The 23,502-nt window shown below is 56.7% G+C and carries 16 protein-coding genes and 1 pseudogene; 10 read left to right on the top strand and 7 right to left on the bottom strand.

Annotated elements, in window-relative coordinates; genetic code table 11:
- Positions 1-48: 48 nt before the first annotated feature.
- The 4 genes from ACSQ8V_RS14550 to ACSQ8V_RS14565 are packed head-to-tail and all read right to left on the bottom strand — an operon-like array spanning position 49 to position 5,077.
- A complete protein-coding gene (locus ACSQ8V_RS14550; protein ID WP_436206131.1) occupies positions 49-1,920 on the bottom strand; it encodes a polysaccharide biosynthesis protein in 1,872 nt (623 codons plus the stop codon).
- Positions 1,910-2,932 carry an MraY family glycosyltransferase gene (locus ACSQ8V_RS14555; RefSeq protein WP_436206132.1) on the bottom strand — a complete coding sequence of 341 codons (1,023 nt, stop codon included), beginning with the start codon at positions 2,930-2,932 and terminating at the stop codon, positions 1,910-1,912. The genes ACSQ8V_RS14550 and ACSQ8V_RS14555 overlap by 11 nt, the downstream gene beginning before the upstream one ends.
- Positions 2,929-3,873 (bottom strand): UDP-glucose 4-epimerase family protein, encoded by a 945-nt coding sequence (locus tag ACSQ8V_RS14560; RefSeq protein ID WP_213767064.1) that lies wholly within the window; start codon positions 3,871-3,873, stop codon positions 2,929-2,931. The genes ACSQ8V_RS14555 and ACSQ8V_RS14560 overlap by 4 nt, the downstream gene beginning before the upstream one ends.
- Before the next feature lie 19 nt (positions 3,874-3,892).
- Positions 3,893-5,077 (bottom strand): glycosyltransferase family 4 protein, encoded by a 1,185-nt coding sequence (locus ACSQ8V_RS14565; RefSeq protein ID WP_436206133.1) that lies wholly within the window; start codon positions 5,075-5,077, stop codon positions 3,893-3,895.
- Positions 5,078-5,612: 535 nt separating this feature from the next.
- Here ACSQ8V_RS14565 and ACSQ8V_RS14570 point away from each other — a divergent pair.
- The 5 genes from ACSQ8V_RS14570 (at position 5,613) to ACSQ8V_RS14590 (ending at position 11,853) form a co-directional block, all read left to right on the top strand.
- The gene (locus tag ACSQ8V_RS14570) at positions 5,613-7,064 is read left to right on the top strand and encodes a mannose-1-phosphate guanylyltransferase/mannose-6-phosphate isomerase (RefSeq protein WP_213767062.1); all 1,452 of its coding nucleotides are present in this window, start codon (positions 5,613-5,615) and stop codon (positions 7,062-7,064) included.
- A 122-nt stretch (positions 7,065-7,186) separates the two neighbouring features.
- The gene (locus ACSQ8V_RS14575; protein WP_436206134.1) at positions 7,187-8,302 is read left to right on the top strand and encodes a glycosyltransferase family 4 protein; all 1,116 of its coding nucleotides are present in this window, start codon (positions 7,187-7,189) and stop codon (positions 8,300-8,302) included.
- A gap of 183 nt (positions 8,303-8,485) precedes the next feature.
- Positions 8,486-9,475, top strand: coding sequence for a glycosyltransferase family 2 protein (locus tag ACSQ8V_RS14580; RefSeq protein ID WP_436206135.1), 990 nt, complete (start codon positions 8,486-8,488; stop codon positions 9,473-9,475).
- A complete protein-coding gene (locus ACSQ8V_RS14585) occupies positions 9,472-9,879 on the top strand; it encodes a GtrA family protein (protein ID WP_436206136.1) in 408 nt (135 codons plus the stop codon). Before ACSQ8V_RS14580 ends, ACSQ8V_RS14585 begins: the two co-directional genes overlap by 4 nt.
- Positions 9,880-10,095: 216 nt before the next feature.
- The gene (locus ACSQ8V_RS14590) at positions 10,096-11,853 is read left to right on the top strand and encodes a hypothetical protein (RefSeq protein WP_436206137.1); all 1,758 of its coding nucleotides are present in this window, start codon (positions 10,096-10,098) and stop codon (positions 11,851-11,853) included.
- A 267-nt stretch (positions 11,854-12,120) separates the two neighbouring features.
- Here ACSQ8V_RS14590 and ACSQ8V_RS14595 read toward each other — a convergent pair whose 3' ends face one another.
- Positions 12,121-13,125 (bottom strand): glycosyltransferase family 2 protein, encoded by a 1,005-nt coding sequence (locus ACSQ8V_RS14595; protein WP_436206138.1) that lies wholly within the window; start codon positions 13,123-13,125, stop codon positions 12,121-12,123.
- Entirely contained in the window at positions 13,122-13,571 is a 450-nt protein-coding gene (locus ACSQ8V_RS14600; protein ID WP_436206139.1) for a GtrA family protein, read from the bottom strand. The genes ACSQ8V_RS14595 and ACSQ8V_RS14600 overlap by 4 nt, the downstream gene beginning before the upstream one ends.
- Positions 13,572-14,898: 1,327 nt before the next feature.
- Here ACSQ8V_RS14600 and ACSQ8V_RS14605 point away from each other — a divergent pair.
- Positions 14,899-17,001, top strand: coding sequence for a DUF6311 domain-containing protein (locus ACSQ8V_RS14605; protein ID WP_436206140.1), 2,103 nt, complete (start codon positions 14,899-14,901; stop codon positions 16,999-17,001).
- 160 nt (positions 17,002-17,161) lie between these two features.
- Here the strand turns inward: ACSQ8V_RS14605 and ACSQ8V_RS14610 are convergent.
- Positions 17,162-17,847: pseudogene (locus tag ACSQ8V_RS14610) on the bottom strand (IS5 family transposase); the annotation flags it as partial.
- 507 nt (positions 17,848-18,354) lie between these two features.
- Between ACSQ8V_RS14610 and ACSQ8V_RS14615 the strand changes: the two are divergent.
- From ACSQ8V_RS14615 to ACSQ8V_RS14630, 4 genes are all read left to right on the top strand, one after another.
- Positions 18,355-20,202 (top strand): glycosyltransferase, encoded by a 1,848-nt coding sequence (locus ACSQ8V_RS14615; protein WP_436206141.1) that lies wholly within the window; start codon positions 18,355-18,357, stop codon positions 20,200-20,202.
- A 27-nt stretch (positions 20,203-20,229) separates the two neighbouring features.
- Positions 20,230-21,477, top strand: a complete 1,248-nt coding sequence (locus ACSQ8V_RS14620) for a glycosyltransferase (protein WP_436206142.1) — start codon at positions 20,230-20,232, stop codon at positions 21,475-21,477.
- A gap of 255 nt (positions 21,478-21,732) precedes the next feature.
- A complete protein-coding gene (locus tag ACSQ8V_RS14625) occupies positions 21,733-22,437 on the top strand; it encodes a methyltransferase domain-containing protein (RefSeq protein ID WP_436206143.1) in 705 nt (234 codons plus the stop codon).
- 157 nt (positions 22,438-22,594) lie between these two features.
- Entirely contained in the window at positions 22,595-23,446 is an 852-nt protein-coding gene (locus ACSQ8V_RS14630; RefSeq protein WP_436206144.1) for an FkbM family methyltransferase, read from the top strand.
- Positions 23,447-23,502: the final 56 nt, after the last annotated feature.

Raw genomic sequence — 23,502 nt, forward strand, 5'->3', positions numbered from 1 at the left:
TGCCACACTCTTGTTTAGCAGATGCAGCGCATCAGCGGTGAAGTACCTTCAACCGTTTCGAACCGACTGAACGCTTTGCAAAACCGGCGGCATGGTCGTCTGATATTCGGGCACCCAGCGACGCAGGTCACGCCGCACTTCTTCGTCAGCCAGCACACGATGTTGCATCAGCCACGGCAGCAATTCATCGAGGAAGTGATTCGGCACTTCGCGCGCCTGTGCGATCCTCAGTTTCGGATGTGGTGTGCGCGTGGTCGTTTCGTCGTCAGCAAGTAACTCTTCGTAGAGCTTTTCGCCCGGCCGCAAGCCCGTAAACACGATGCGGATCTGCTCCTCCGAGAATCCGTACAAACGAATCAGGTCGCGCGCCAGGTCCACGATCCTCACCGGCTCACCCATATCCAGGATAAAGATCTCGCCGCCGCGACCCATGCTCGATGCCTGCAACACCAGTTGCGCGGCCTCGGGAATCGTCATGAAGAACCGCGTGATCTCCGGATGCGTCACCGTCACCGGCCCGCCCTTCGCAATCTGCTGCTGGAACTTCGGGATCACGCTGCCCGCGCTGCCCAGCACATTGCCAAATCTCACCGTCTCGAACTGCGTGCGCGGCGCGGTCTGCTGCAACGCCTGGCAGGCCATCTCGGCCAGGCGCTTGCTCGCACCCATCACGTTGGTCGGATTGACGGCTTTATCGGTGGAGATCAGCACGAAATGGCTGACCTGATGACGAATCGCCGCGCGCGCCACGCGCAGCGTGCCCAGCACGTTATTGCGCACCGCCGCCCATGCGTTCTGCTCTTCCATCAACGGTACGTGCTTGTACGCGGCCGCGTGAAACACGATATGCGGTGCGAAGCGCGACATGGTCTGATCGAGCAATAGCGAATCCTTCGCATCACCAATCACCGGGATCACCGACAGATCCGGAAACCGCTCATGCAATTCTTCGGTGAGCAGATACATCGCGTATTCGCTCAGGTCGTAGGCCACCAGTTGCGCCGGCGAGAAGCGCAGGATCTGCCTGCACAACTCCGAACCAATCGAACCGCCTGCGCCCGTAACCATCACCACGCGACCATGCAGCAAGGCCTCGACGTGCGGCATGTCGATCTTCACCGGCTCGCGGCCAAGCAAGTCTTCCAGATCGATCTGGCGAACCCGTGAGAGGAACGCCTGACCTTGCGTGAGCACGGTGAGCGCGGGCAGGACCATTGCCTTGACGCCGGCGCGAACGCACATGGTTGCCACACGCCGTTGCGCATCTACCGATGCCGACGGAATCGCGATGATCGCCGTATCAGCCTTGAGCTGTTCCGCCCAGAGCGGCAGCTCGCTGATCGATCCCAAGACCTTGTGACCCAGGATTTCACGGCCACGTTTAGCGGGATCGTCGTCGAGCAGACCGACCAGACGCCATTCGCTCGAACGAGCCAACTCGCGCACGAGATTCGCGCCCGCCGTACCCGCGCCGAGCACGATCACCGGCTTGCCCTTGCCAATCAAGCCGCCGTACAGATAAAACTCTTTAATCGCACGATACAGCGCGCGCGATCCGCCCGTCGCCATGAACAGCAGCAACGGCGACACGATCAACACAGAACGGGGAATGATGGGAGAAGGCTGGAGCATGGCCGCACCGATCATCACGATCAGCGCGCCGCTGGCGACCGCCTTGGAAATGCGCATCAGGTCAGGCAGGCTCGCAAACACCCACATGCCGCGATACAGCCCAAAGATACGGAACATCAGCCCGTAGATCACCACGACCCACACCAGCGCGTTGATGCCGCCGTGCCAGAAATCGTCAGGAACCGAGCCGTTGAAACGCAGCGCATACGCGGCGAGCCACGCCACGGCGACCGCCACGAGGTCGAAGCCGAACGCTGCAATCGAGAGCCACGTAGGCTTAATTCGCATCGTTATCGTTACCTTGAGTGAGGATGAATTGCCGCCAACGGCGGTCGATCTGCCAGCCAACCAAGGCCAGAACAACGTACCACGCCCCGAACAAGGTCCATTGGACCATGAGCGGCACGCGAAGTGCTAAGAGCGCTACGCAACCGCTGCCCAACATGAGCAAGTAATACGCCACAGCCACGCGGACGTGGCTTTCAGTCAGTCTCACCAAACGCTGATAATAATGCTCGCGATGCGCCAGCCATACTTTCTCGCCCCGCGCGAGACGGCGCGCCAGGGTCACGGTGGCATCGGCGACAAAAGGCGCAAACACCAGCGCAGGGAAGCAGATCGGCCACACCCCGTGCTGCCAGCCCCAGAAGCCCAGCGCCCCAGCCAGGAAGCCAAGCGGGATAGAACCGGCATCGCCGAGGAATATCTTGGCCGGATGGTGGTTAAAAATCAAGAAGCCAAATGCTGCGCCGGCTACCGCCGCCGCAGTCACTGCGAGCGCTGGCTGCAAAACCAGCGCTGCAACAACGTAAAAGCCGAAACCAAACACCGCCATGCCGCCCGCAAGACCGTCGGAACCGTCCATGAAATTGTAAAGATTGACCACCCAGACAAGCGCGACCACGGCAAGCAGCGCAAGCCACCAGGTAATGCTCACGGAGCTCCACGCAATGGCCCCGGCCACCACGATCAGATGCGCGGCGAAGCGCACCCGGGCCGGCAAGCCCCGCCGATCGTCGATCTGGGACACTATGGCCAGCAGCAACGCTCCGAGCGCAATCCAGCCAAAGGATGGCGCGCACAATGCAACGGCGAGCAGCATGGCCGGCATGACGCCCCAGCCGCCCACACGCGGCACCGGACGCACATGCAGCGACCGGTGATTCGGGATATCGACAGCAATATCCCAAGCCCAGCCCGTACGCAATAGCAGGAGCAAAATCGCCGCGCACACCACGCAGGCGATTCCAGCCGCGAAGAACAAGAGCATGGGCATTGGCATTAACATCAGCGACGTCATCGGCGCGCCTCCTGGAATGCACGCACCGTCCGGGCGACGCCTTCAGCCACCGTTGTGGACGGCGTCCACCCGAGGTCAGTCCGCAGGCGCGTGCTGTCCATGCGCAGCGGGCTTGTCAGGCGGTCGACCTGGGCCGTGCGCCCCGTCAGCGCGCCCGCTGCGCGCAACCATGAAGCGGGTACCGGCAGCAAGCGCGCGGGTTTGTCAAAGGCGTGGGCCAGTGTCCGGATCATCTGCGCGACGCTGAGATCGTCGCCGTCTGTCACGTGGAACACGCCGTCAGTTGGCTCGGAACGGGTCGCCACGAAACGGATGGCATCGGCGAGATTGCCCACGTAGACCATGCTGCGGCGGGCATCGATTGCACCGAGCGGCAACGGGATGCCTCGCTCCACCGCTCGCATCAATTGTTCGAAGTTAGCCCGTACTCCCGGCCCATAAACCAGCGGCGGGCGCAGCACGACGACCTCCATTCCATGCTCGCGGCCGAAGCCTGCAAGCGCCTGTTCCGCTTCGAGCTTCGTGATGCCGTAGGGATCTGCGGGCGTCGGCTGATCATCCTCACGCCATGGCCGGCCCGGCTCGCCCTCACCCAACGCCTTGATGCTGCTTATATAAACCAGCCGCTTTACGCCCACCCGCAACGCCGCGCGCGCCACGTTCAGCGAGCCCTCAACATTGACCGCGCGATACTCGCCGAGCGGGTCGCCGGCGCTGTCCTTCATCACGTGGACGCGCGCGGCAAGATGAATGAGTACGTCGGCAGCAGGCAAAGCAGCGAGACTCGCGAAGTTATCGTCGGCGATTACTTGTTCGTGTACGCGCGGCTCGCAGCCGCCCGGCCGGCGCACAAGCGCGATCACGTGATGACCCGCGTCGCAGAGCGCCGCGCAGGTCGCGCGACCCACAAAGCCGTTAGCCCCTGTGACGATTACTCGCATGCCAGCGATCTCCCCAGCTTCATGCCGACAATCCGCGATACACCGCGCACGTCTGAGCGACGGTCGCGTCCCAAGTCAGCTCGGCGGCGCGTAGCAAACCCTTGGCAATGAGCGCGTCGCGCAGAGCCGGATCGCCGAGCAGGCGCTCCATGCCGGCCGCGATGTCATCGATGGAATACGGGTCCACCTCCCACGCCGCTCCGGCCGACACTTCCGGCAACGAAGTCAGGTTCGACGTCAGCACGGCCACGCCGCTCGCCATGGCTTCGGCGACGGGCAAGCCGAATCCTTCGAATAATGACGGATAGGCAAATAATGCCGCCGACGCATACAGCTTCAGCAAGTTTTCCCGTGGTATATAGCCGGGCACTACGACCTGGCCATCGCGCGCGAGCGGTTCGATTACGCGCATCAGCGCGGAATTCTTCCAGCCGTCCGCACCGATCAGCACGAGGGGAAAAGCGCTGCGCATCTCGGCGGGCAGCCGTGCGAACGCTTCAACCAGCCGCTGCAGATTCTTGCGCGGCTGTAGCGTGCAGACGGACAGCACGAATCCGCGATGCTTCAGGCCGAGATCGGCGAGGGTCTCGGCGCATGATTCCGCCGAATACGGCTGAAACGCCGCTTCAACGCCTAGATGGATGGTGACGATCTTCGATTCGGGTACGCCGTAGATATCGACGATATCGTTCGCGGTGTAGTGGCTGTCCGCGATCACGACCTGCGCCTGACGCAGCGTTTTCGGCAACTCGCGGTCCAGATATTCCACCGCCACGCGCGGATGAAACTCCGGATGCCGCCGATGCGACAGATCGTGAATGGTCACGACCGTCGGGCCTTTGTACCGCGAGGCCACGAAGTTGGTCTCGTGATAAACATAGCCGCGCCGCGCAAAATCATCGCGTACTTCACGCGACTTGATCGCCCGCACGACGGTCCTTCCGCGATACAAACCGGGCAGGCTGCGCGCCTTCTGCAGCACCTTCGCCGCCAACCCCTCACTGAACTGCACGCCCTTGCGCAACGGCACGCGTTGATTGATCAGCGCAAGCAAGCGCTCGCCTTCGAAACGCTCCGCGCCCACCCAGCCCGCCAGCCCCTGCACATCCGGCTCATCGCGCAATCCTTCCAGTAGATGCTGCGTGTAATAGCCAACGCCGCTCCTCGGTGGACGAAGTGAGTTGAGATCGAAAAGCAGTTTCATGCGTTAGCGTTTAGTTGGCGTAGTGAACAAACAAAAAAAGCAAAAGGAGGTCTGCGATGGCGGTTTAGCCCGTCATCGACCATTGCATGCGAAATGTTCAAGCTCTTGCCGCCGGGATGAAAGCCGTTTGGGGCACGGTCGCAAATAGCCCCCACTTCATGGCTGTGCTCATGTCCACCAAACGGGCGCCACGCCTGTCCTGATGACATGGACGTAATAGAAGCATCTATCCTATTTTCCTGATCGATTGGACAGATTTTCCTGCCGGAGACCCAGTCTCCGCAGCGGCTAGGCGTGCTTTTCGTACCCCGGACGCAACCTCGGAATTTAACACACCGGCTCTTCGCGAACCTTATGCAGCAAGCGATAGAAGTCACCCGCATACGATAACAAAACCCTCGTCGCGAGGCGAGCCGAAGCGGGCTCAATTGCTGCAACATCAGTAACGAGATGTTCCGAAACGGGGCACCGGCCACTCGAAATCCGCTAAAATCGCCCCTTCGCTGCCCCTATTCAGCTATTTTCGAGCCGTTCAATGAACATCATTCCCGTCATTATTTGTGGGGGCGCGGGCACCCGCCTGTGGCCGGTGTCCCGCGAAGCCTTCCCTAAGCCGCTGTTGAAACTGGCCGATGGGCAGAGCCTGCTGCAAAAGACGTTTCTGCGTGCATCGCATGTGGCGAGCGCCAATGAAGTGGTGATCGTTACGAATCGCGAGACGTATTTCCTGACAAAAGACGAGTGCGTTGAAGCCGACTCGGACGTCAGCCAGCTTGGCTTCATCCTGGAACCGTCCGCGCGCAATACGGCGGCGGCCATTGGCGTGGCGGCGGAAGTCGTGCGCCAGCAGCATGGCGCGGACGCGATCATGCTCGTGATGCCCGCGGACCAGCTCGTGGAAGACGAAGTGGCGTTCGGCGCCGCCGTCCAGCACGCGGCACGCGCGGCGCAGGAAGGCCGGATTGTCACGTTCGGCATCCGCCCGACCAAGCCGGAAACGGGCTATGGATACATTGAATTCGAAGCCAAGCCACTGCCAGGCGCGGACGCCGTGCACAAGGTCGTGCGGTTCGTCGAAAAGCCGCAGTTGTCGGTGGCCGAAGAACTCGTTGCCGACGGCCGGCATCTCTGGAATGCGGGCATGTTCTGCTTCACCGCCGAGACCATGCTCGCGGAACTCGAGAAACATGCGCCCACGGTACTCGAACCGGCTATTGCTGCTGTTAGCGATGCGAAACGTAGTACCTCGAAGGAGGGTTACACCGTCGAGCTCGATGGCGCGCAATTCGCCCGTGCGGAAGACATTTCCATCGACTATGCCGTGATGGAACGCTCGGACAACGTCAACGTGGTGCCGTGCGAGATGGGCTGGAGCGACATTGGCTCATGGCTGTCCATCAGCGAACTCACCGCGCCCGACGCACGCGGCAACCGCATTCATGGCGAGGCCGAGCTGTACGAAGTCGACAACTGCTTTATCCGCAGCGAAGACGGCCGCATGATTGGTGCGGTGGGCGTGCAAGACCTGATCGTGGTGGATACCGCTGACGCTCTGCTGATTGCATCGCGTGAGCGGGCGCAGGACGTGAAGCAGATCGTCGCCAAGCTCAAGAAGGTCAATCACGATGCCTACAGGCTCCACCGAACGGTGCATCGCCCGTGGGGCACTTACACCGTGCTCGAAGAGGGCGATCGCTTCAAGATGAAGCGCATTGTGGTGAAGCCGAACGCGCAGCTTTCGTTGCAGATGCACCATCACCGCAGCGAACATTGGATTGTCGTGAGCGGTTGCGCCGACATTGTCAATGGCGAGCAGATCATCTCGTTGCAGCCGAACGAGTCCACCTATATTCCCGCTGGCCACAAGCATCGGCTCATCAATCCGGGCGTGATGGATCTCGTCCTGATCGAGGTGCAATGCGGCGAGTACCTGGGTGAAGACGATATCGTCCGCTTCGAGGACGTTTATGGGCGCGTGCCGGCCTGATCGTCTTCGTCTGTATCTGTAGCATCTTTAGCACCGCCGCCTCATGAAGATTGTTTGCGCGGCGGGCGCCTTGCTCGCTTTATCGCCGGTGGACACACCGCCGGCACCCCTCAGCGGGATCTATGCGCGTTTTACACTTCTATAAGACCTACAAGCCTGATTCGATGGGCGGCGTCGAAGAACTCATTGGCCAGATTTGCTCGGGCGCCGCGAAACGCGGCGTGACGAGCGAAGTGTTGACCGTGTCCAAGGACACAAGCACCGTCGACTTCGGTGATCACCTGCACCATCGCGCAAAGCTCGATGTCGAGATTGCTTCGTCGGCGTTCTCGCTCGCGGCGTTCCGGCGTTTTCGCGACCTGGCTGAACACGCCGACGTGATCCATTACCACTTCCCCTGGCCGTTCGCCGATGTCGTGCACTTCGCTTCGCGCGTGCATAAGCCGTCGATCGTGACGTATCACTCGGACATCGTGCGGCAGAAGGTGTTGCTGCAGTTTTACAAGCCGCTGCGGGACAGGTTCCTGGCGAGCGTGGACAAGATCGTCGCGACGTCGCCTAACTATCTGGCGACGAGCGACGTATTGCAGCGATATCGCGACAAGGTCGAGGTGATTCCGATCGGGCTGGACGAGACGTCGTATGCGGCGCCGTCTGCCGAGAAGTTGCGGTACTGGCGTGAGCGCGCCGGGCCCAAGTTTTTTCTGTTCGTCGGCAATCTGCGGTATTACAAGGGTCTGCACGTGCTGCTCGATGCGTTGCCGGGAACGGATTTCCGGGTCGTGATCGTCGGGTCAGGGCCGGTCGAGCGGGAACTGCGGGCGCAGGCGGAGCGGTTGAAGCTGAACAACGTGGATTTCGTCGGGCCGGTGGGTGACGACGATAAAATCGCCCTGCTCACGCTGTGTCACGCGCTGACGTTTCCGTCGCATTTGCGCTCGGAGGCGTTCGGGATCTCGTTGCTGGAAGCGGCGATGTTCGGGAAGGCGATGATATCGACGGAGATTGGGACCGGGACGTCGTATGTGAACGTGGATGGGGAGACGGGGTTGGTGGTGCCGGCGAGTGATGCGGGGGCGTTAAAAGCAGCGATGCAAACGATGTGGAACGATGAGACGCTGGCGGGCAAACTTGGAGCGAGCGCGCGACTGCGATTCGAGACCAAATTCACCGCAGAGAGAATGGTCGATGCGTATGTGAATTTGTACGAACGGATGGTTGACGAGGGTCGCACGTAAACTGCGTTTCGCGCACCCAGCGTTTGCACCCGAGAGGGTTCGGCTTCCGTCTTATAGTTACGTCGCTCATTGTCATGACCTGATACTCCGCGTCGCCGTAACATTCACCGCGGTAGCCATATGCATAATCCGCGCCTTTGCCCATGATTGCCGGGCAGTTCGCGCCAAATTCGAAGTGACAAAATGACGACACAGCAAGTCCGAGAAGACCAGCGCCATATCGCCATCGTGCTGCCAGCTTATAACGAGGCGGCGACAATCGTGGAGACCATGAAGGCGTTCCATCGTGAACTACCCGGCGCATCGCTATATGTAGTCAACAACAATTCAAAAGACGACACCCAGGCACTCGCCGAACAAACGCTTGCGCAATTGCCTTGCGACGGCGCGGTTATATTTGAAAAACGCCAAGGCAAGGGCAACGCGTTGCGCCGAGCGTTCCTTGAGATCGACGCGGACATCTATGTCCTTGCCGACGCCGACCTGACTTATCCGGCCCAGCGTGTGCACGATCTGATGGCACCGGTCATGGACGGACGAGCGGACATGGTCGTCGGCGACCGGCATTCCGGCGGTCACTACGCCAAAGAGAACGATCGCCCGTTGCACGGCTTGGGTAACTCGCTTGTCCAGGGCATGGTCAACCGTTTTTTTGGGGCTAGCCTGACCGACATCATGAGCGGATATCGCGTATTCAATCGCGCCTTCGTCAAGTCTTACCCCATTCTTGTCGAAGGATTCCAGATCGAAACTGATATGACTCTGCATGCGCTGCATCAGCGCTTTCGCATTGTCGAAGTTCCTGTTGAATACAAGGACCGCCCGGCCGGGAGCGTTTCCAAATTGCAGACACTGCCAGATGGGGCGCGGGTAATTTTTGCCATCGCGCAAATCCTGCGATATTACCGTCCCCTGCTGTTTTTCGGCACATTAGGAATTCTGTTCGCCATTGCAAGCCTGATCATCGCCTTGCCCGTTTTCGATGACTGGCTCCGATACAGATATATCCACCACGTGCCGCTGGCCATCCTGGCGTCGGCAATCAGCGTTGCCTCCATGATGATCATTGGAGTGGGTCTTATCCTTGATACCGTGGTCCATCAACAGCGAATGGAAGCGGAAAGGTTTCTCCTCCGACAGACCGAAACAGACAGAGCGCGCCGAATTCGATGAACAGGGCCCTCGTTAAAAAGCTGCTGGCGTTTGGTTGTGTTGGCGCGGTCGGATTCGCGGTCGACGCGGGCGTACTGTCACTGCTAGCGCAAAAACTGGGCGTAAACGTCTATCTCGCCCGTGTCATCTCTTTTTTGATCGCCGTCTTCGTAACTTGGCTATTGAACCGAACATGGGTATTTAAAGCCGCGGAGGGAAAAACGGGGGACAAGAGGCTCGAATACATCAGCTATTTTGCTGTTCAGTCGGTAGGAGCGCTGCTGAACCTCGGCGTGTTTGCGGCGCTGGTGGCTTCTCATGCCGCGTTGCGGGCGTATCCCGTCGTGCCACTGGCGGCGGGGTCGATCGTCGGCATGTTCTTTAACTACACCGGGGCCCATTTCTGGGTTTTCAAGCGCCGTTGACGGCGGGAGCCCGCGCGATCTTCGACGACGCATCCTCGTCACCAATTTAAACAGCCTATCGAAGCCCCTCCCGCGAGGTCAGCAAGCGGCCCAGTGAGCCCTCTTTTCGTCGTCTGAACAGCCCTCTTGTCGCTCCAGGACCCAGTTTTTCTGCTGTTAGAATGCATGCGTCCAAAACTTAGGCTCCCCCCTTTCTCTCGGTAGGTAACTATCTCAATGAAGAACAAAAACGAGAGCTTCAGCAACACCAAGCCAGCATTGCAGAAGGGTCATATCTTTTTCATATGCTTGGTCATATTGGTGTTCGCTGTGCTGCTACTGACAAAAAGACAAGAGCTTACCGGTGACGAGCCCCGGTATCTGATGTACTCAGCCTCGTTTCTTCACAGTGGGCATTTTGTTATGTCCCTGACCGATTTTCAGAAGCTATATTTTGACGCTAGCGGCAATAAGGCCGACGCCCTGCCGACAGGGGCAGGCGGTGTCGTCCTGTTAAATGGCGTTTACCTACCAGCGTTACTGTCGCCGATTGGACTCCTGTTCTCGTCGGCGGGGCTGCGTTTCGCAACGCTTATAGCAGGCCTGATTGGACTTTATTACCTGTACAAGCTGTGCCAGAGACTCAGTGATTCAGCAGCACCAAAGCTGGCAGTCGCGACCGCCGCTTTGTCGATACCACTCCTCCCTTATCTCCATCTCTTCTACATGGAGACGTTCGTCTTCGCACTGGTCTGCGTGACGTGGGAGCGCCTGCAAAGAATCGATCGAACGGTCAGCGCAGATGCCCTGACGGCCGTTCTAATTTTGCTGATCCCGTTCGTGCATATGCGTGGTTCAGTTGTAACGGTAGCGCTTTACGCTTTCTTTCTTTGGCAAATCTACCGGCGTGGACTTCATGCACGGGCCTTGTATTTAGCTGCCTTGGCTGTAGGCGCGGCAGTATTGCTCGTGGTTCTTAACGTTGAGATTTACGGTTCGATCACCGGGCCGGTAAATACAGCGCGCCCCCCCCGTCCATCGGAGTGGTTCTCCGTCATCGCGATGCAGTTGTTTAATGTTCGCCATGGCTTGTTCGCCTATGCACCTATCTGGCTGCTCGGCTACGCCGGCATTTGGATCGGCGTTATGCGAAAGTCAAAAATTGCCGCCCAGGCGCTGGTTCTTGCGACCATTGCTGCACTAACAGGAGTTGGCGTGAATCCTGGTGAGTGCTGGCCCGCACGGTTCTGGGTGATGTCGGTACCCATGCTGACGGTTGGACTCTGTATCTGGTGGCCCGTCGGGAAGCATTTTCTGCTCAGGTTGATCGCGCTTGCGCTGATCGCGGTGACGCTGGCCAACACCGTGTTGTTCATTACCAGACCGAACATCTTCCTGGAAAATCGGCAATCCACGGTCTCGTATCAGTGGATGTTCGACCGGGTCGGCAAAGTCAATGTTGGCGTTGCCTTACCAGTGGAATTGCCCGACGAGCAAAATACGGACGCTGCCCGGAATCTTGCCCTGGGTGCCGGCGCCGTCATGTTGTTAATGATTGCTGCCGCAATGCGCAGGCAGTGGCTTTACGCTGTTCCGGCAGTCGTGCTTCTTTTGATCGCCGCCGACCTCACAAGAATGACCGCGCTTAAGAGTGGTGAGTACACGGCAACGGTTGAGCCAAGCCGGCTTTCCATTGCTTTGCACGCTCCCATGAAAGCGGTGTACGTGCAGTTCGGTCATCCTTGGGTATCCTGGGTGGCGCCTCCGAGCGTGCCCATGTTCACTGTTCGAACCTCGGGAACCGGAGTCTCTGCAGAGCACTCGATGTTCGGAAATCAGGTCATTCCAGTCTCTTGCCATTTACCCGTTCAGAACATCGTGGCGGATACGACTGCGGGCGTGGACTTCTCCAAGGAAGTTGACTACTCCCTCAAACTGTATCGCTCTGATTCCTGGACGAGACGGCTGCTCGAAAAGTTTTCCGGCGGCTGTTGAGATGAATAGCTGCGCCCTGGGTCCTCACCGCTCTTGGCAATGCGGTCGCTATGTTATGGCTATTGGCGCTCACGGTAGCAGCCGTCCCTTCGGAACGCCGTCCAACGGCACTGACAGCGGCAAGTTTTTCGAGATCCCCAATTGCGAGGGCGAACCGGAGATGCGGCGGCAGCACCGAGGGCGCGGGCGGCGAAGACTCGCTCGCTAAAACGCCCGCAATTCCGTTTGGTTACCTAGGCGTGGCGACGGCTCACCACGCTGCGGGAATTAGTCCGGTTCGACCACTTGCACCGGGCTTTGCGCTTGTTCGGGAATCCGATGACGAGAACCTTCTGTGTCTCGCACTGAATCCTGGCGCACTATATAGAGAGGCCTGCCTTTCTGCTCGTCGTACATGCGACCAACATAGATCGCGAGCACCCCTACCGCCATCAGGATGACTCCGCTAAACGCCGTCTGGGAGATGATGACCGTCGTGAACCCGCTGAGCGACCCTCCGAGCAGATAACGTATAAGCGTTTCGGCGCAAAGGACCACGCTCACCAGCGACATCACCAACCCGGCGACTGCAATGAACGTCAGCGGCAGCGAAGAAAATGCGAGCAGATTGCTAATCGAATAACGAATCAGTCCATACGTTGACCAGGTCGATTCTCCGGCAACACGGGGTTGAACGTCGAACAATACATCGACTTGACGAAAGCCAACCCACGCTACAAGGCCTCGAAAGAAACGATCACGCTCACGGCATTGCTTGACCGCCTCGACGACTTGACGGTCGATTAGCTTGTAGTCACTCGCGCCGCGAAAATCGACGCCAGTCGCGCGCGAAAACAGCCGGTAAAACAGCTTCGACGCGAAGCCGTATACAGCGCTCTCCTCGCCCCGATCGCGCTTTTTGGCGTTGACTACATCTGCGCCCTTGCACCAGGCTTCGATCATTTCCGGCATTAGCGACGGAGGATGCTGTAAGTCCGCATCGATGAATAGAACGGCATCACCTTTCGCGTGCTCGAGGCCAGCTTCAAGCGCTGCTTCCTTGCCGAAATTGCGAGCGAAGTTGATACACCTTAGTTGAGCGTATTCGCCTTGAAGCGAACTCAGGACCACCGCAGTCGCGTCTTTCGACCCGTCATTGACAACGATAATTTCCACCGCGTCACAGTGCGGACTCGCCTGGGCAAGCAGCGTGGCGACTGCGGTCGGAAGATTCTCGGCTTCGTTGTACGCAGGAACGACGATAGAAAGAAAGGGACGGGCGTGGATTTTCATGAGATATGGGTTGGGCTCTTCGACAAACGGCTAAACAGCGCCTTCATCAGTACAAAATTGATGCATACCATCACGCCCTCCGTGAGGATCTTCGCGAGAACCAGATGAGGCTGAACAATCCGCAACATGAACCAGATGACGAATGGCGATAGGACAATCCCCGCAACCATGATGCATATGTAGCCCACCACCTGAACCGAGGAGGAGCGCCCTTTGGAACCCGCAGCTTCTGGCTGCGCGAACGAAAAGTATTTGTGGCCGAAGAATCCCACGGCGGCTCCGACCGTGCGGCTGCAGGCTTGGGCGACCTCGGGTGAAATACCGGCCTGCTTGACCAATAGCAGAAAGCAGCAAAGGTCAACTAAGAAGGTCCCACCGCCGACAGCGACGTATCGCAGAAACATCTGAACAACATGGTTACTTAGAATATTTCTGACGAGCTGCATTCGATCCCTTGGCAACCGGCGTTGGCCAGCAATTTACTGTCGCAGCAATTATAAAGCATAGCGATAGCACCTCTTCGGCGCGTAGAACGCCGTTGGCGTGTGAGAGACGCCACGGGTACCGTGGCGTGCTTTTCTTTTCACGAACAGCCAATTTGCTCGGGTAATGCCTCAAATTCCTTGCGACCTAAACAAAACTTACCGTACGCTGTGGAAAGACAAAACATGGTCACTAGACCCAGCCGCCCCGCTGTCGACTTTGACACACCCGCACTTATCGGGCTTTTGTCGTCTGGGCTTTCATGGGAGCCAAGATCGCAATCCCCACGAATCTCGGCCGGATACCGGTGTCGAATGGCGACCCGGTTCAGCATTACGTGGTCTGAAATTTTTTTCGCGGAACGCCGTTTTTCCAATGGCCTTTGGGCAGTTGGGCATTAGCACGTCTCTCCAGCCCGACGATTCGGTGGCGGCACAGTAGTAAATAAAGGCGGCGATTGGACATATCGCTAACGCGTCGTACACCAACGGGAACACCACACCTGTTCCTTCGATATACTAATAGATTTGGTATCCCGTGACGCCTGCGAGAAAACCGACGAACGTCCTGGATATGTCGTTGTCAATACATCCCCTACGCGTGCGTCGCTGACTGGTCCATTCTTTAAGATGATTGCCATGGACCTAACAAAGATAGTCGTGGGACGCGCGCGCGTCTCCGCGATGATGCCAAGGAGAACGACATTGCTCATGAACTCCGTGGAAATGGACCAAGCCGGTGCACGAACAAGAACCCGCGCTCGATTCAACAGAGCAAGATGCAAAGCAAAGTCGTTTTTATCGTTGAACGAGTAGACGAACCGCCGACTAAAAGGCGCCATGAACTGTGGTAAAGGCGACGCACCAAAGTGGTTTGTGTAGTGCCGCCCGATTACACCGACTGCCGCCAGTGCTCACAAGCAGTCAAGTTCGTAGAGCCGATTTTGGCTGGAGATCTTGCCATCTCTATAGCGGTTCGATGTGTGCGAGGCTGATCGATGCTGTTACGTACCACCTCCAGTCGCTCCGCCATGGCAGGCCACGGAGCAACGAAATTAAGGACCAACGCTGCGGCTCACCTAAGGGGAAACCACGACTGATGCCTGCTTTTCGGGTAATCAGCGCGGCGTCATCGCGCGACCGATCTTACGGCAGCAGGGCAAAGACTATGTTTGCTCGCTTGTCGTCGCCCATGTAAAGTGGCGAACCTCGGCAGCTGGGACGATGCTTTTGCCACGTCCAAGCGGCGGCACCCCGAATTACTCGTCCTTTATAACTTAAAACCTTCACTATGCTATTCGAACCTAGGCAGCCAATTCGTCGCCGAGCCATCGAAGAAGTTCTCATTGCAGGATGCATTGGAGCGATTTTCTTCTGGTGGTTCACGGGTGCCAGCATTCTGAATCCGACAAATTTGAACTGGATACTGTCCACCGGTGGAGACCCCGTACAACACTATGTCGGATGGCAATTCTTCCGACACGAACACTTCTTTCAATGGCCCTTCGGAAGTAACCTTGCATACGGTGAACAAATTGGAAGTTCAATTGTATTCACCGACTCGATCCCTTTATTTGCCTTTTTGTTTAGACCGCTGAGCGCAATCCTTCCAACTGACTTTCAGTACTTCGGATTTTGGATTTTTTGCTGCTTCATTCTCCAGGGGATATTTGCCTGGAAAATATTATCGAGATTTACGTCTGATCGAGTTTTACTTGCACTCGCCACGTCCTTTTTCACGCTATCGCCGGCGATGCTATGGCGTTTGTATGGACATGAAGCGCTCTTTGCTCACTGGCTAATTCTTGCGGCAATAAACGTGTTTTTATCAAACCAGCGCAAAACGCTGGGCTGGACGATCGTGTTATGCGTCGCGTCACTCGTTCACGCATACTTGCTGGCGATGGTTGCATCATTTTGGGTGACGGATGCGCTTCGCAGTTTGGTCTTCAGGAAAGCACCTTTGAAAACACTTGCTTTTCAACTTTCCTGTAACTTGCTTTGTTTATTGTTCGTCATGTGGGGGGCCGGATATTTTTTCCCCGGCACCGTGACGACGGCGGGCTACGGCTGGTTCAGAACGACTCTCTTCTCTTTCGTTAATCCACTTGCTGAATGGTCGCGCCTATTATCGGGTCCCACCCGAGACGGGGATTATGAAGGTTTCGCCTATTTAGGCGCTGGCGTCCTGGGACTACTTGTAGCAATAGCCGGCATTTGCATCGTCAAACGCGAACGAATAGAAGTAAAAATGAACATAGTGGTTCCGCTGGCGCTCCTGACGGCGGGCCTTTACGTATATGCGTTAAGCAGCCATGTCACAGCGGGCTCCAGGGACCTGTTCACCTATGATCCACCCTCAATCTTAGCGCCACTTACTTCTACTTTCCGTGCATCGGGCCGATTCGTGTGGCCAGTGATCTATTTGATCGAGTTCTCGGCCTTCGCAGTGCTGTTCCGAAAACTCTCGGTTCGTCCGGCCAAATTTTTGCTAGCTACGCTGCTGTTGATACAAGTCGTCGACCTGTCGCAAGCGTCGGCAATGTTCAAGGCGCGATGGAGCGAAACCTGGACTTCCCCTTTAAAGTCCGCATTTTGGGACCAGGTACCGCGGCAGTATCGAAAAATTGCGTTTGCAATCCCAACCTCCGATATGGGCGGATACGGGCCAATAGCACTACTCGCCGCTCGCAACGAAATGTCGATAAATGGCGGAGAAATCGCGCGCATGAACGCGACCAAGCTCGTGATCGCACAAAACGTCATATCTGGCAACATCACAGCCGGCAACTACCGTCAAGACGCGCTGTACGTGTTCACCAAAGATTATCTCTGGCAGCAAGCCCTGCTGAACGCGCGCCCCGCTGATTTTGCGGGATGGGTCAACGGATATCGCGTACTTGCGCCAGATTGGAAAGGTTGTACAACGGCCTGCGGCTTATCCCGCGCAACAGCGACACCATTCCCTTCAGGCGCTGAGATTAATTTCAGCGTAGGTGGAACGTCGGATCAGTATCTCGGCAATGGTTGGGCCGGTGCCGAAGGACAAGGGCGTTGGACGAATCAAAATCAGGCATCGATGACCATGTGGTTGGGGCACCCTGCATCGCAGGTCAAGATCCGGGTTAAGCTGTGGGCGCTGGTAAATGCGAATCACCCGATGCAACGACTCGACGCGACGGCAAATGGAACGTCAATCGCACATTGGACATTCTCAGACTCACTCGAAACGACTAGAGAGATTGATCTGGATCCCGGGATTATCGCCTCTAACAAGGGATTTTTGACTATCACTTTTTCATTGCCTGACGCCATTTCGCCGAAGGCAATCGGGATGGCAGATGACACGCGTAATTTGGCAGTTTTCGTGGAGAAAATGTCGGTATCGTATTAGTACGGCTGGCTTGTTTAGCAGGCTGCGGAAATACAGGCCGACTTTACTGGGTCGTGAAGCTTGACCTGAATTTTCAGTGGCGGGTTTTTCATATTTTTGAATATCGAGCCCGTAACCTCGTTTTGGGCCCATCTGTGACCTTCTCTGGCGCATTTTTGGTTCACTGCATCTGCAGCGCACGGAGTTGTCCCAAGCTACGCATACGCACGAGGTTGTAAGCAGCCATCCTCAGCACAAACATCTGATCGACTTTCTTCAAGCCGCGGACCATCACCTGGCGCATACCGCCGATGCTCTTGGCCCAGCCAAAACCTTGTTCGATGAGCTTACGCTTTTGCTGCGACACCGCATAGCCACACTCCCCGGCGATGGCCTCGGGTACCGTCGATTGTCTCCCTGACTTATTTTGTGCCACATGAAGCGTAATGTTCATTTCCTGGCAAGCCTTGATGAACTCTGCCGCGTCATAGCCTTTGTCCACCCCGAGCGTGATCTCGCGCGTCGGATCGCCCAGCACCTGGCCGGCATCGTTGATCAGCATTTGGCCGCTTCGCGCTCCGCATAACCATCGGCCAGCGTCACCACGGCGCTATCGATCAGCCCGTGTCGATTGTCGCTCAACGTGTGGCCCATGTAGCGCAACTCGCTTGCCGTTTTGCCTTTGCGATAGAGTCGCGAATCCGGGTCGCTCTTCGATTCGTGCGTCTCATTGCCGCGCGTCTCGCCCTTGAAGTTCCCGCCCTCTCCCGGGTCCTGATCATCGTTATTGTCTTTACGTACAAAGCTTTTATGGCCGCCCCACGCTTGAATCAGCGTGCCATCCATACAGAAATGTTCGCCTGAGAGTTCAGGTGCCTTGGCACAGCGGTATTTCCGCAGCCTGTCAGGGAGCCAGGCGCCTGTTCTCTCGAAGCTGTCCCCATGCGATAATGCCGCTGTAATGGGTGGAAAGATGGAGGAAGCACGCGCGCTGCGAGTGCCTGTCATCCTGATGTCACCTGGATACTTGTCACGTTGACCGAATGCAATTTGCATCTTTTGACGAGTGTCACCAACGAGTTGGCATTACTGCGATTCGTAATTGAAGTGATTTTAAGGGTGTTGGTTGTAAAAACGGCCGGCCCATCGTTTAGAAAAGCTCTCACCATTTTCAATAGTTAACGTCGTCCTTTTTTCGCCGATCTGACTAAGTCAAACTGACCAGTAGGCAGACTTTGAATTAAAAGTAACGGTGTAATGGAAACTGTCAGAAAATTCAGCCATGTGCCGAAAGGTAGTCGTATGCAAGCGCAACCTCCCAAAGATGGCCTTGCACACACGTTTTCTCAATCAGATATTAATCCGCAGATAACAGTGATTTCGACCGATCACAACACACAAGAAACCAACGAGACCGCCTTCGGCACCGCGGGCAACAGCGCGGCGCGCTCCGAAGCCCCGCCTCGTATTTTTTTCGATGCATCGCTGACCTTGTACTACGGCTTGAACAATCCAGTAGGCATCGTACGGGCGGAGCATTACGTCGCTGAATTTCTGATGCGCGATCCGAATGTGTCACTGGATTTCGTAACATTTGACCGTGAGCAGAAGTCGTATCGCGCGTTGACCGCCGTCGAGCGAAAACTGATACGGACCATCCTCTTTCACCGCTACAAGGCGAACCCCGATCAGGCCCACGACGACGAGTTGGCCAAGCCCGCTACCACCGCAGTCGATCTCGGGATGGAGCAAACGCCACGGTCAGTTGATGAAAGCAAATACACGGGGCCAGAAAAATATGACGACGTCGACGAGGACGCGCACGGCCTGATCGCCCCCGAAGTCGAAGCGGGAAAAGCAGGCACCGCACCGTTGACCGGCACTCCGAACACGCCACCCGGAACTCCGCGGGCCGCCGTGCGCGCTCGCATAGGGCTTGCACGCAGGCGCTTCCGCTCAGCACTCACCCTGCCACCGGCCGAATTCAATTCGATCCTCGTTCGTGATGCCGCGCGCTTGATGCCAGTCAGGCCTGAGTATTCGCCATGGCACCGGTTGACCACCCGCATAACTCGCCGGCTGATGCTGCTCATGGCAAGGCGTAGCCACGCTATTTTGTACACGGCTGCGAAAGCCGCATCAGGAACGTTTCGGCCGGACGCCATGGCCGGAAGTCCTACATCCGCAGGAACAATTACGCCAGTACCCGTAGCAACTCGACATCAGCCGGGGGGCCCGGTTGCGGCGCCATCGTTCGCATTGGCAGAGCATCGCGCGGTGAATGGCATGGCTTTCCGTGACGGTGACGTCCTGATCTCCATGGCCAATACATGGGACTACATGGACTACGGGTACCTCCATCACATCTGCGCAAAGGAAGGCGTCCGATTTGTGGCGGTACTGTATGACGTGATAGCGATGATGCATCCGTTCACAACGCCTGGGCCACCGCATATCTATCAGCGTCATTGGGTCGAAATCGGGCACGACGCGTCTCACATCGTGGCGATCTCTCAGCACAGCCTCAATACATACACGCGCTACGTGTGTCAGCCCAATGATCTGACGCCACCGCTAAGCTACGCGTACTTGCCGAACTTCCTGAAAACTCGTTCAAGTGAGATCGGCGAAAAGCCTGTCGATAGCCTGAGCAACCATCCGTTCGTTTTCTTTTGCTCAACCATTGAAACACGCAAAAATCATCAGGTCCTGTTGCACGCCTGGGACCGGTTGCGCGACGAACTAGGTGCGGACGCGCTCCCTACGCTCGTATTCGTCGGCAAGTGGGGCTGGGGCACCGAGACCGTACGCATGCTGGTGGAACGAAATTGGCGGCTTCGCAAGCGCGTGCGTGTACTCGACAGCATCTCGGATGCCGAGCTCATCTGGATGTACAAGAATGCGCGCTTTACAGTATTTCCTGCATTGTCGGAGGGGTTCGGACTCGCGGTAGCGGAGAGCCTTTCGTTCGGGACGCCGGTCGTTGTGTCGGATTGTCCTGCCCTCCAGGAGGCTGCGGAAAATCTGATGCCGTCCATTGATCCATTCGATCTCCCTTCATGGGTGAACGAGCTGCGGTCACTCATTGTGGATGATCGCCGCCTTGAGGTCCTGCGGGAAGCTGCTGCGCAGTATCGCGGACCGGACTACGATCAGTTTGGCGCTGCCATGCGCGACGCCGCCTTATCCGCGGCAAAACGCCCACACCAAGAGAATGTCTAATCGCCAAGGTATGCGAAGGATTGCAACGTGCCACGCTGTCTAATAATCACTCCGTTCCCCCTATTCATACCGAAGCATGGTGGTCAGGTCCGCGCGGCGAGCATGATCAAGGCAATGCGTCGGGCTGGCTGGCATACCGACTCCGTCGGTATCTACCACGAGAGTTTTTTCCCATCTGAAGAGTGGGGTGCCTTGGACATTGTCATGAACGATCAGACAGTGCGCGACCGGGCATTGAGCGATATTTTGTTCGCCGATCTGCACGTGGCCCAAGCGGCCGCGCGCGACAAGAACGTCATCAGCCAGCTTCGCCGCGTGTTACGTCGCGTCGCACCCGACGTCATCCACATGGAGCATCCGTGGGACTGGCCGGTCCTGATGGAAGCGCTCCCGCCCGATTCGAAAGCGAAGATCATCTATTCCAGTCAGAACATTGAATGGCGGTCACGAGAAAATTTTCTCGGCTTCGGGATTCAACGCGCCGATTCCGCGAAGTGGATCGACACGACTCGAACGCTCGAAATGCAGGTGGCACGCGACGCCGATTTGGTGCTTGCCATCTCCGATCTGGAAGCAGCAGAGATCGAGGCGGAAGCAGGCCGTCCTGTCGTGTATGTCCCAGCTGTATCGGATCTGGCCGACCCCGAGATCGAAATAAACGGAAAATTCGCTCAGCAGGCGAGCGCCGAGAAAATCCGTTATGCCGCGCTGATGGGCAGCGCCTATTGGCCAAATGTGGAAGGATTTTTCGATCTATTTCCGCAGGGTCTCGGTTTCCTGACCCAGGACGAACGCATCTGGGTTGCCGGGACAATTGGTAGAGGATTGACCGAAGACATCCGTTACGGGGACTTCCAAAGCATCAACGATTCGCGATTCCGCGCGATCGGTTATATCGACGACGCCGACCGTGCGGCATTCCTCACACCAGCTGCCTGTGTCCTCGTGCCAGTGCGTCTGGGAGCCGGCGCTAAACTCAAGACAGCCGATGCCGTTGCGAGCGGTAGTCCAGTCATTGCCACGCCCCACTCGTTGGAAGGGTACGGACCGATCGTGCAAGACGCGCTGGGCTGCGGCGTATACGTCGCAGATACGCCCGACGAGTATCGCGCTCTGGTTCGTCAGGCGTTGCGTGAAGGGCTGCAGGGCTGTTCCGGTGCCGTCCGCTCAAAGCTGAGCCTGAAGCAAATGGTTGCGACGTTGGGAGCAGAGATGCAAAAGTTGCTTGACGCTCCGCATCTGTCACGATTTCAAGATGCGCCGCCAGTGCAATAATCAGCCTGATTATTTGCTCGGCAAGTTCTTTGCATGAAAAGAAATCAAGACGGTCTGTTGTGTGATCGCCGAGCGTCCGCGGGATGAGGAGTGGCTCGCAACGCTTGACACATTCCCTACTTGCCAAATAAAGAACCCCGCGGAACGTCACGCCAGAATCGAAAAAAATCCGGCGCGAGTAATTGCAAAAAATGCTCGCGCCGCTCGTTGTATCATCTCAAAATTATCCAATGAAAATGTTCAGGGAGATATGGGATGAGTACACCTGCAACGAAGGCGCAGTTCCGCAAACTGAACATCGGCTGCGGGTGGGACAAAAAAGAAGGGTTCATCAACGCGGATCTAAACGCGTTTCACTCGCCGGACGTGGTGGCCGATGCATGCGATCTTTCTATGTTCGAAGACGGCTCATTCGACTATATCCTCGCGCAAGACATCCTTGAACATATGGAGCGGGCAAAGACGGTCGTCGCTCTGAAAGAATGGAGCCGCTTGTTGTCGCCCGGTGGGCATATCGACATCCGCGTACCGAGCCTTTTCGGAATGTTCGAACTGCTATCGAAGCCTGAAAATCGGGCTCCCGAAAAAGCCGAGCAGATCATTCATCTGATGTATGGCACGCAGGCCTACAACGGGGATTACCATTTGGCCGGGTTTACCGCTGAGCTCCTGGTCGAGTACCTAAAACGCGCGGGGTTGGCGGTGCGTTGGGCAGAAGTGAAGGATGAATGGCTGTTCGACCTTGAAGTCGTCAAGGCCAGCAACATCGTGACGTTTGAAGACATCGTGCACAACGCTTACTTCGAAGTGCTCGGCCGGCCAGTCGATGGTGGCGGCTTGCTCGGATGGGTGGACCAGCTAAAAGGCGGAGCATCAGCCGATCAGATCCGAGGGGCCTTGCTTGGCAGCGCCGAATTCCAGGCGATCGAAACAAAGCCTGCGTACCACCGGTATTACTAGACATGAGTCGGCCGCTATCATGTGCGGCCGCAGCAGTGGCTGGTCGCAGTCGCACCGTTCAAAGCGGAAATTCCTGCCAAGACAAAGTCATTAAGTGGTTGCTGCATGTTTTTCGTACATATGAGTTCTATTTCCAATTTAGAAAATAGGAGACGGTATGAATCAGCACAAACCTCGGCGAGCAAGTTTAATTTCCCGATTAACGGGTTACGTTTCACCTGTGCATTCCGACGAATCCCTTGAAAGCAACGAATTCGCGCAGCGAATTGCCTATCTCGCGAGATTAATTCATGCCGGCGTGCTGCCATTGGACTTTGAATCCATACTTCGTACCCAATACCAGAAATGGATTCGACCGGGAGATACAGTATTCGACGTAGGCGCGCACACCGGAAAACATCTTCAAAGCTTCATTGAATTAGTCGGACCCAGCGGTACTGTGGTTGCTTTCGAACCAATTCCCTTTGCTCATTATCATATCAATACGACTTACGGCGCATCGAATGTCACGGTACATAACGTTGCGCTGTCCGAAGAGACCGGTAAGGCCGCGTTTACCTACGCTCGCGGAACTCCCGAGGAAAGCGGTCTAATGCAAAAAACCTATAATTTCCCTGATCTTGCCAATCCTGAAACAATAGAAGTTACCGTCGGACGCCTGGACGACTATCTTCACGATATTGATTCGCTCAGATTTCTCAAGATAGATATAGAAGGTGGCGAAATAGGATGTTTAAGGGCTGCAACGAAAATATTTAACGAGTTGCGCCCTGTTATGTCTGTTGAATATGGATTTCCAGGATATAGCGCTTATGGCCATACCAAGGACACGTTATTCGACATGGCAAGTCAGCACAGATACATACTCTACGATCTGTTTGGAAACCGATTAGCAGACCGTAGAACGTGGCAAATAGCGTGCGACTCCATTTACTGGGACTACTTTATGGTCCCAATCGAAGTCGAGTCCGAGTTCGCAAAAACCTTGATGCTCAAGCCATCACGATAAGGGAAGTTTCGTAGTGCACCTCCCCCTTTCAAAACAACGCGTGTGAGGCCAAAAAC

It is taken from the genome of Caballeronia sp. LjRoot31, assembly GCF_964253885.1.
In the GTDB taxonomy this organism is placed as follows: Bacteria; Pseudomonadota; Gammaproteobacteria; order Burkholderiales; family Burkholderiaceae; genus Caballeronia.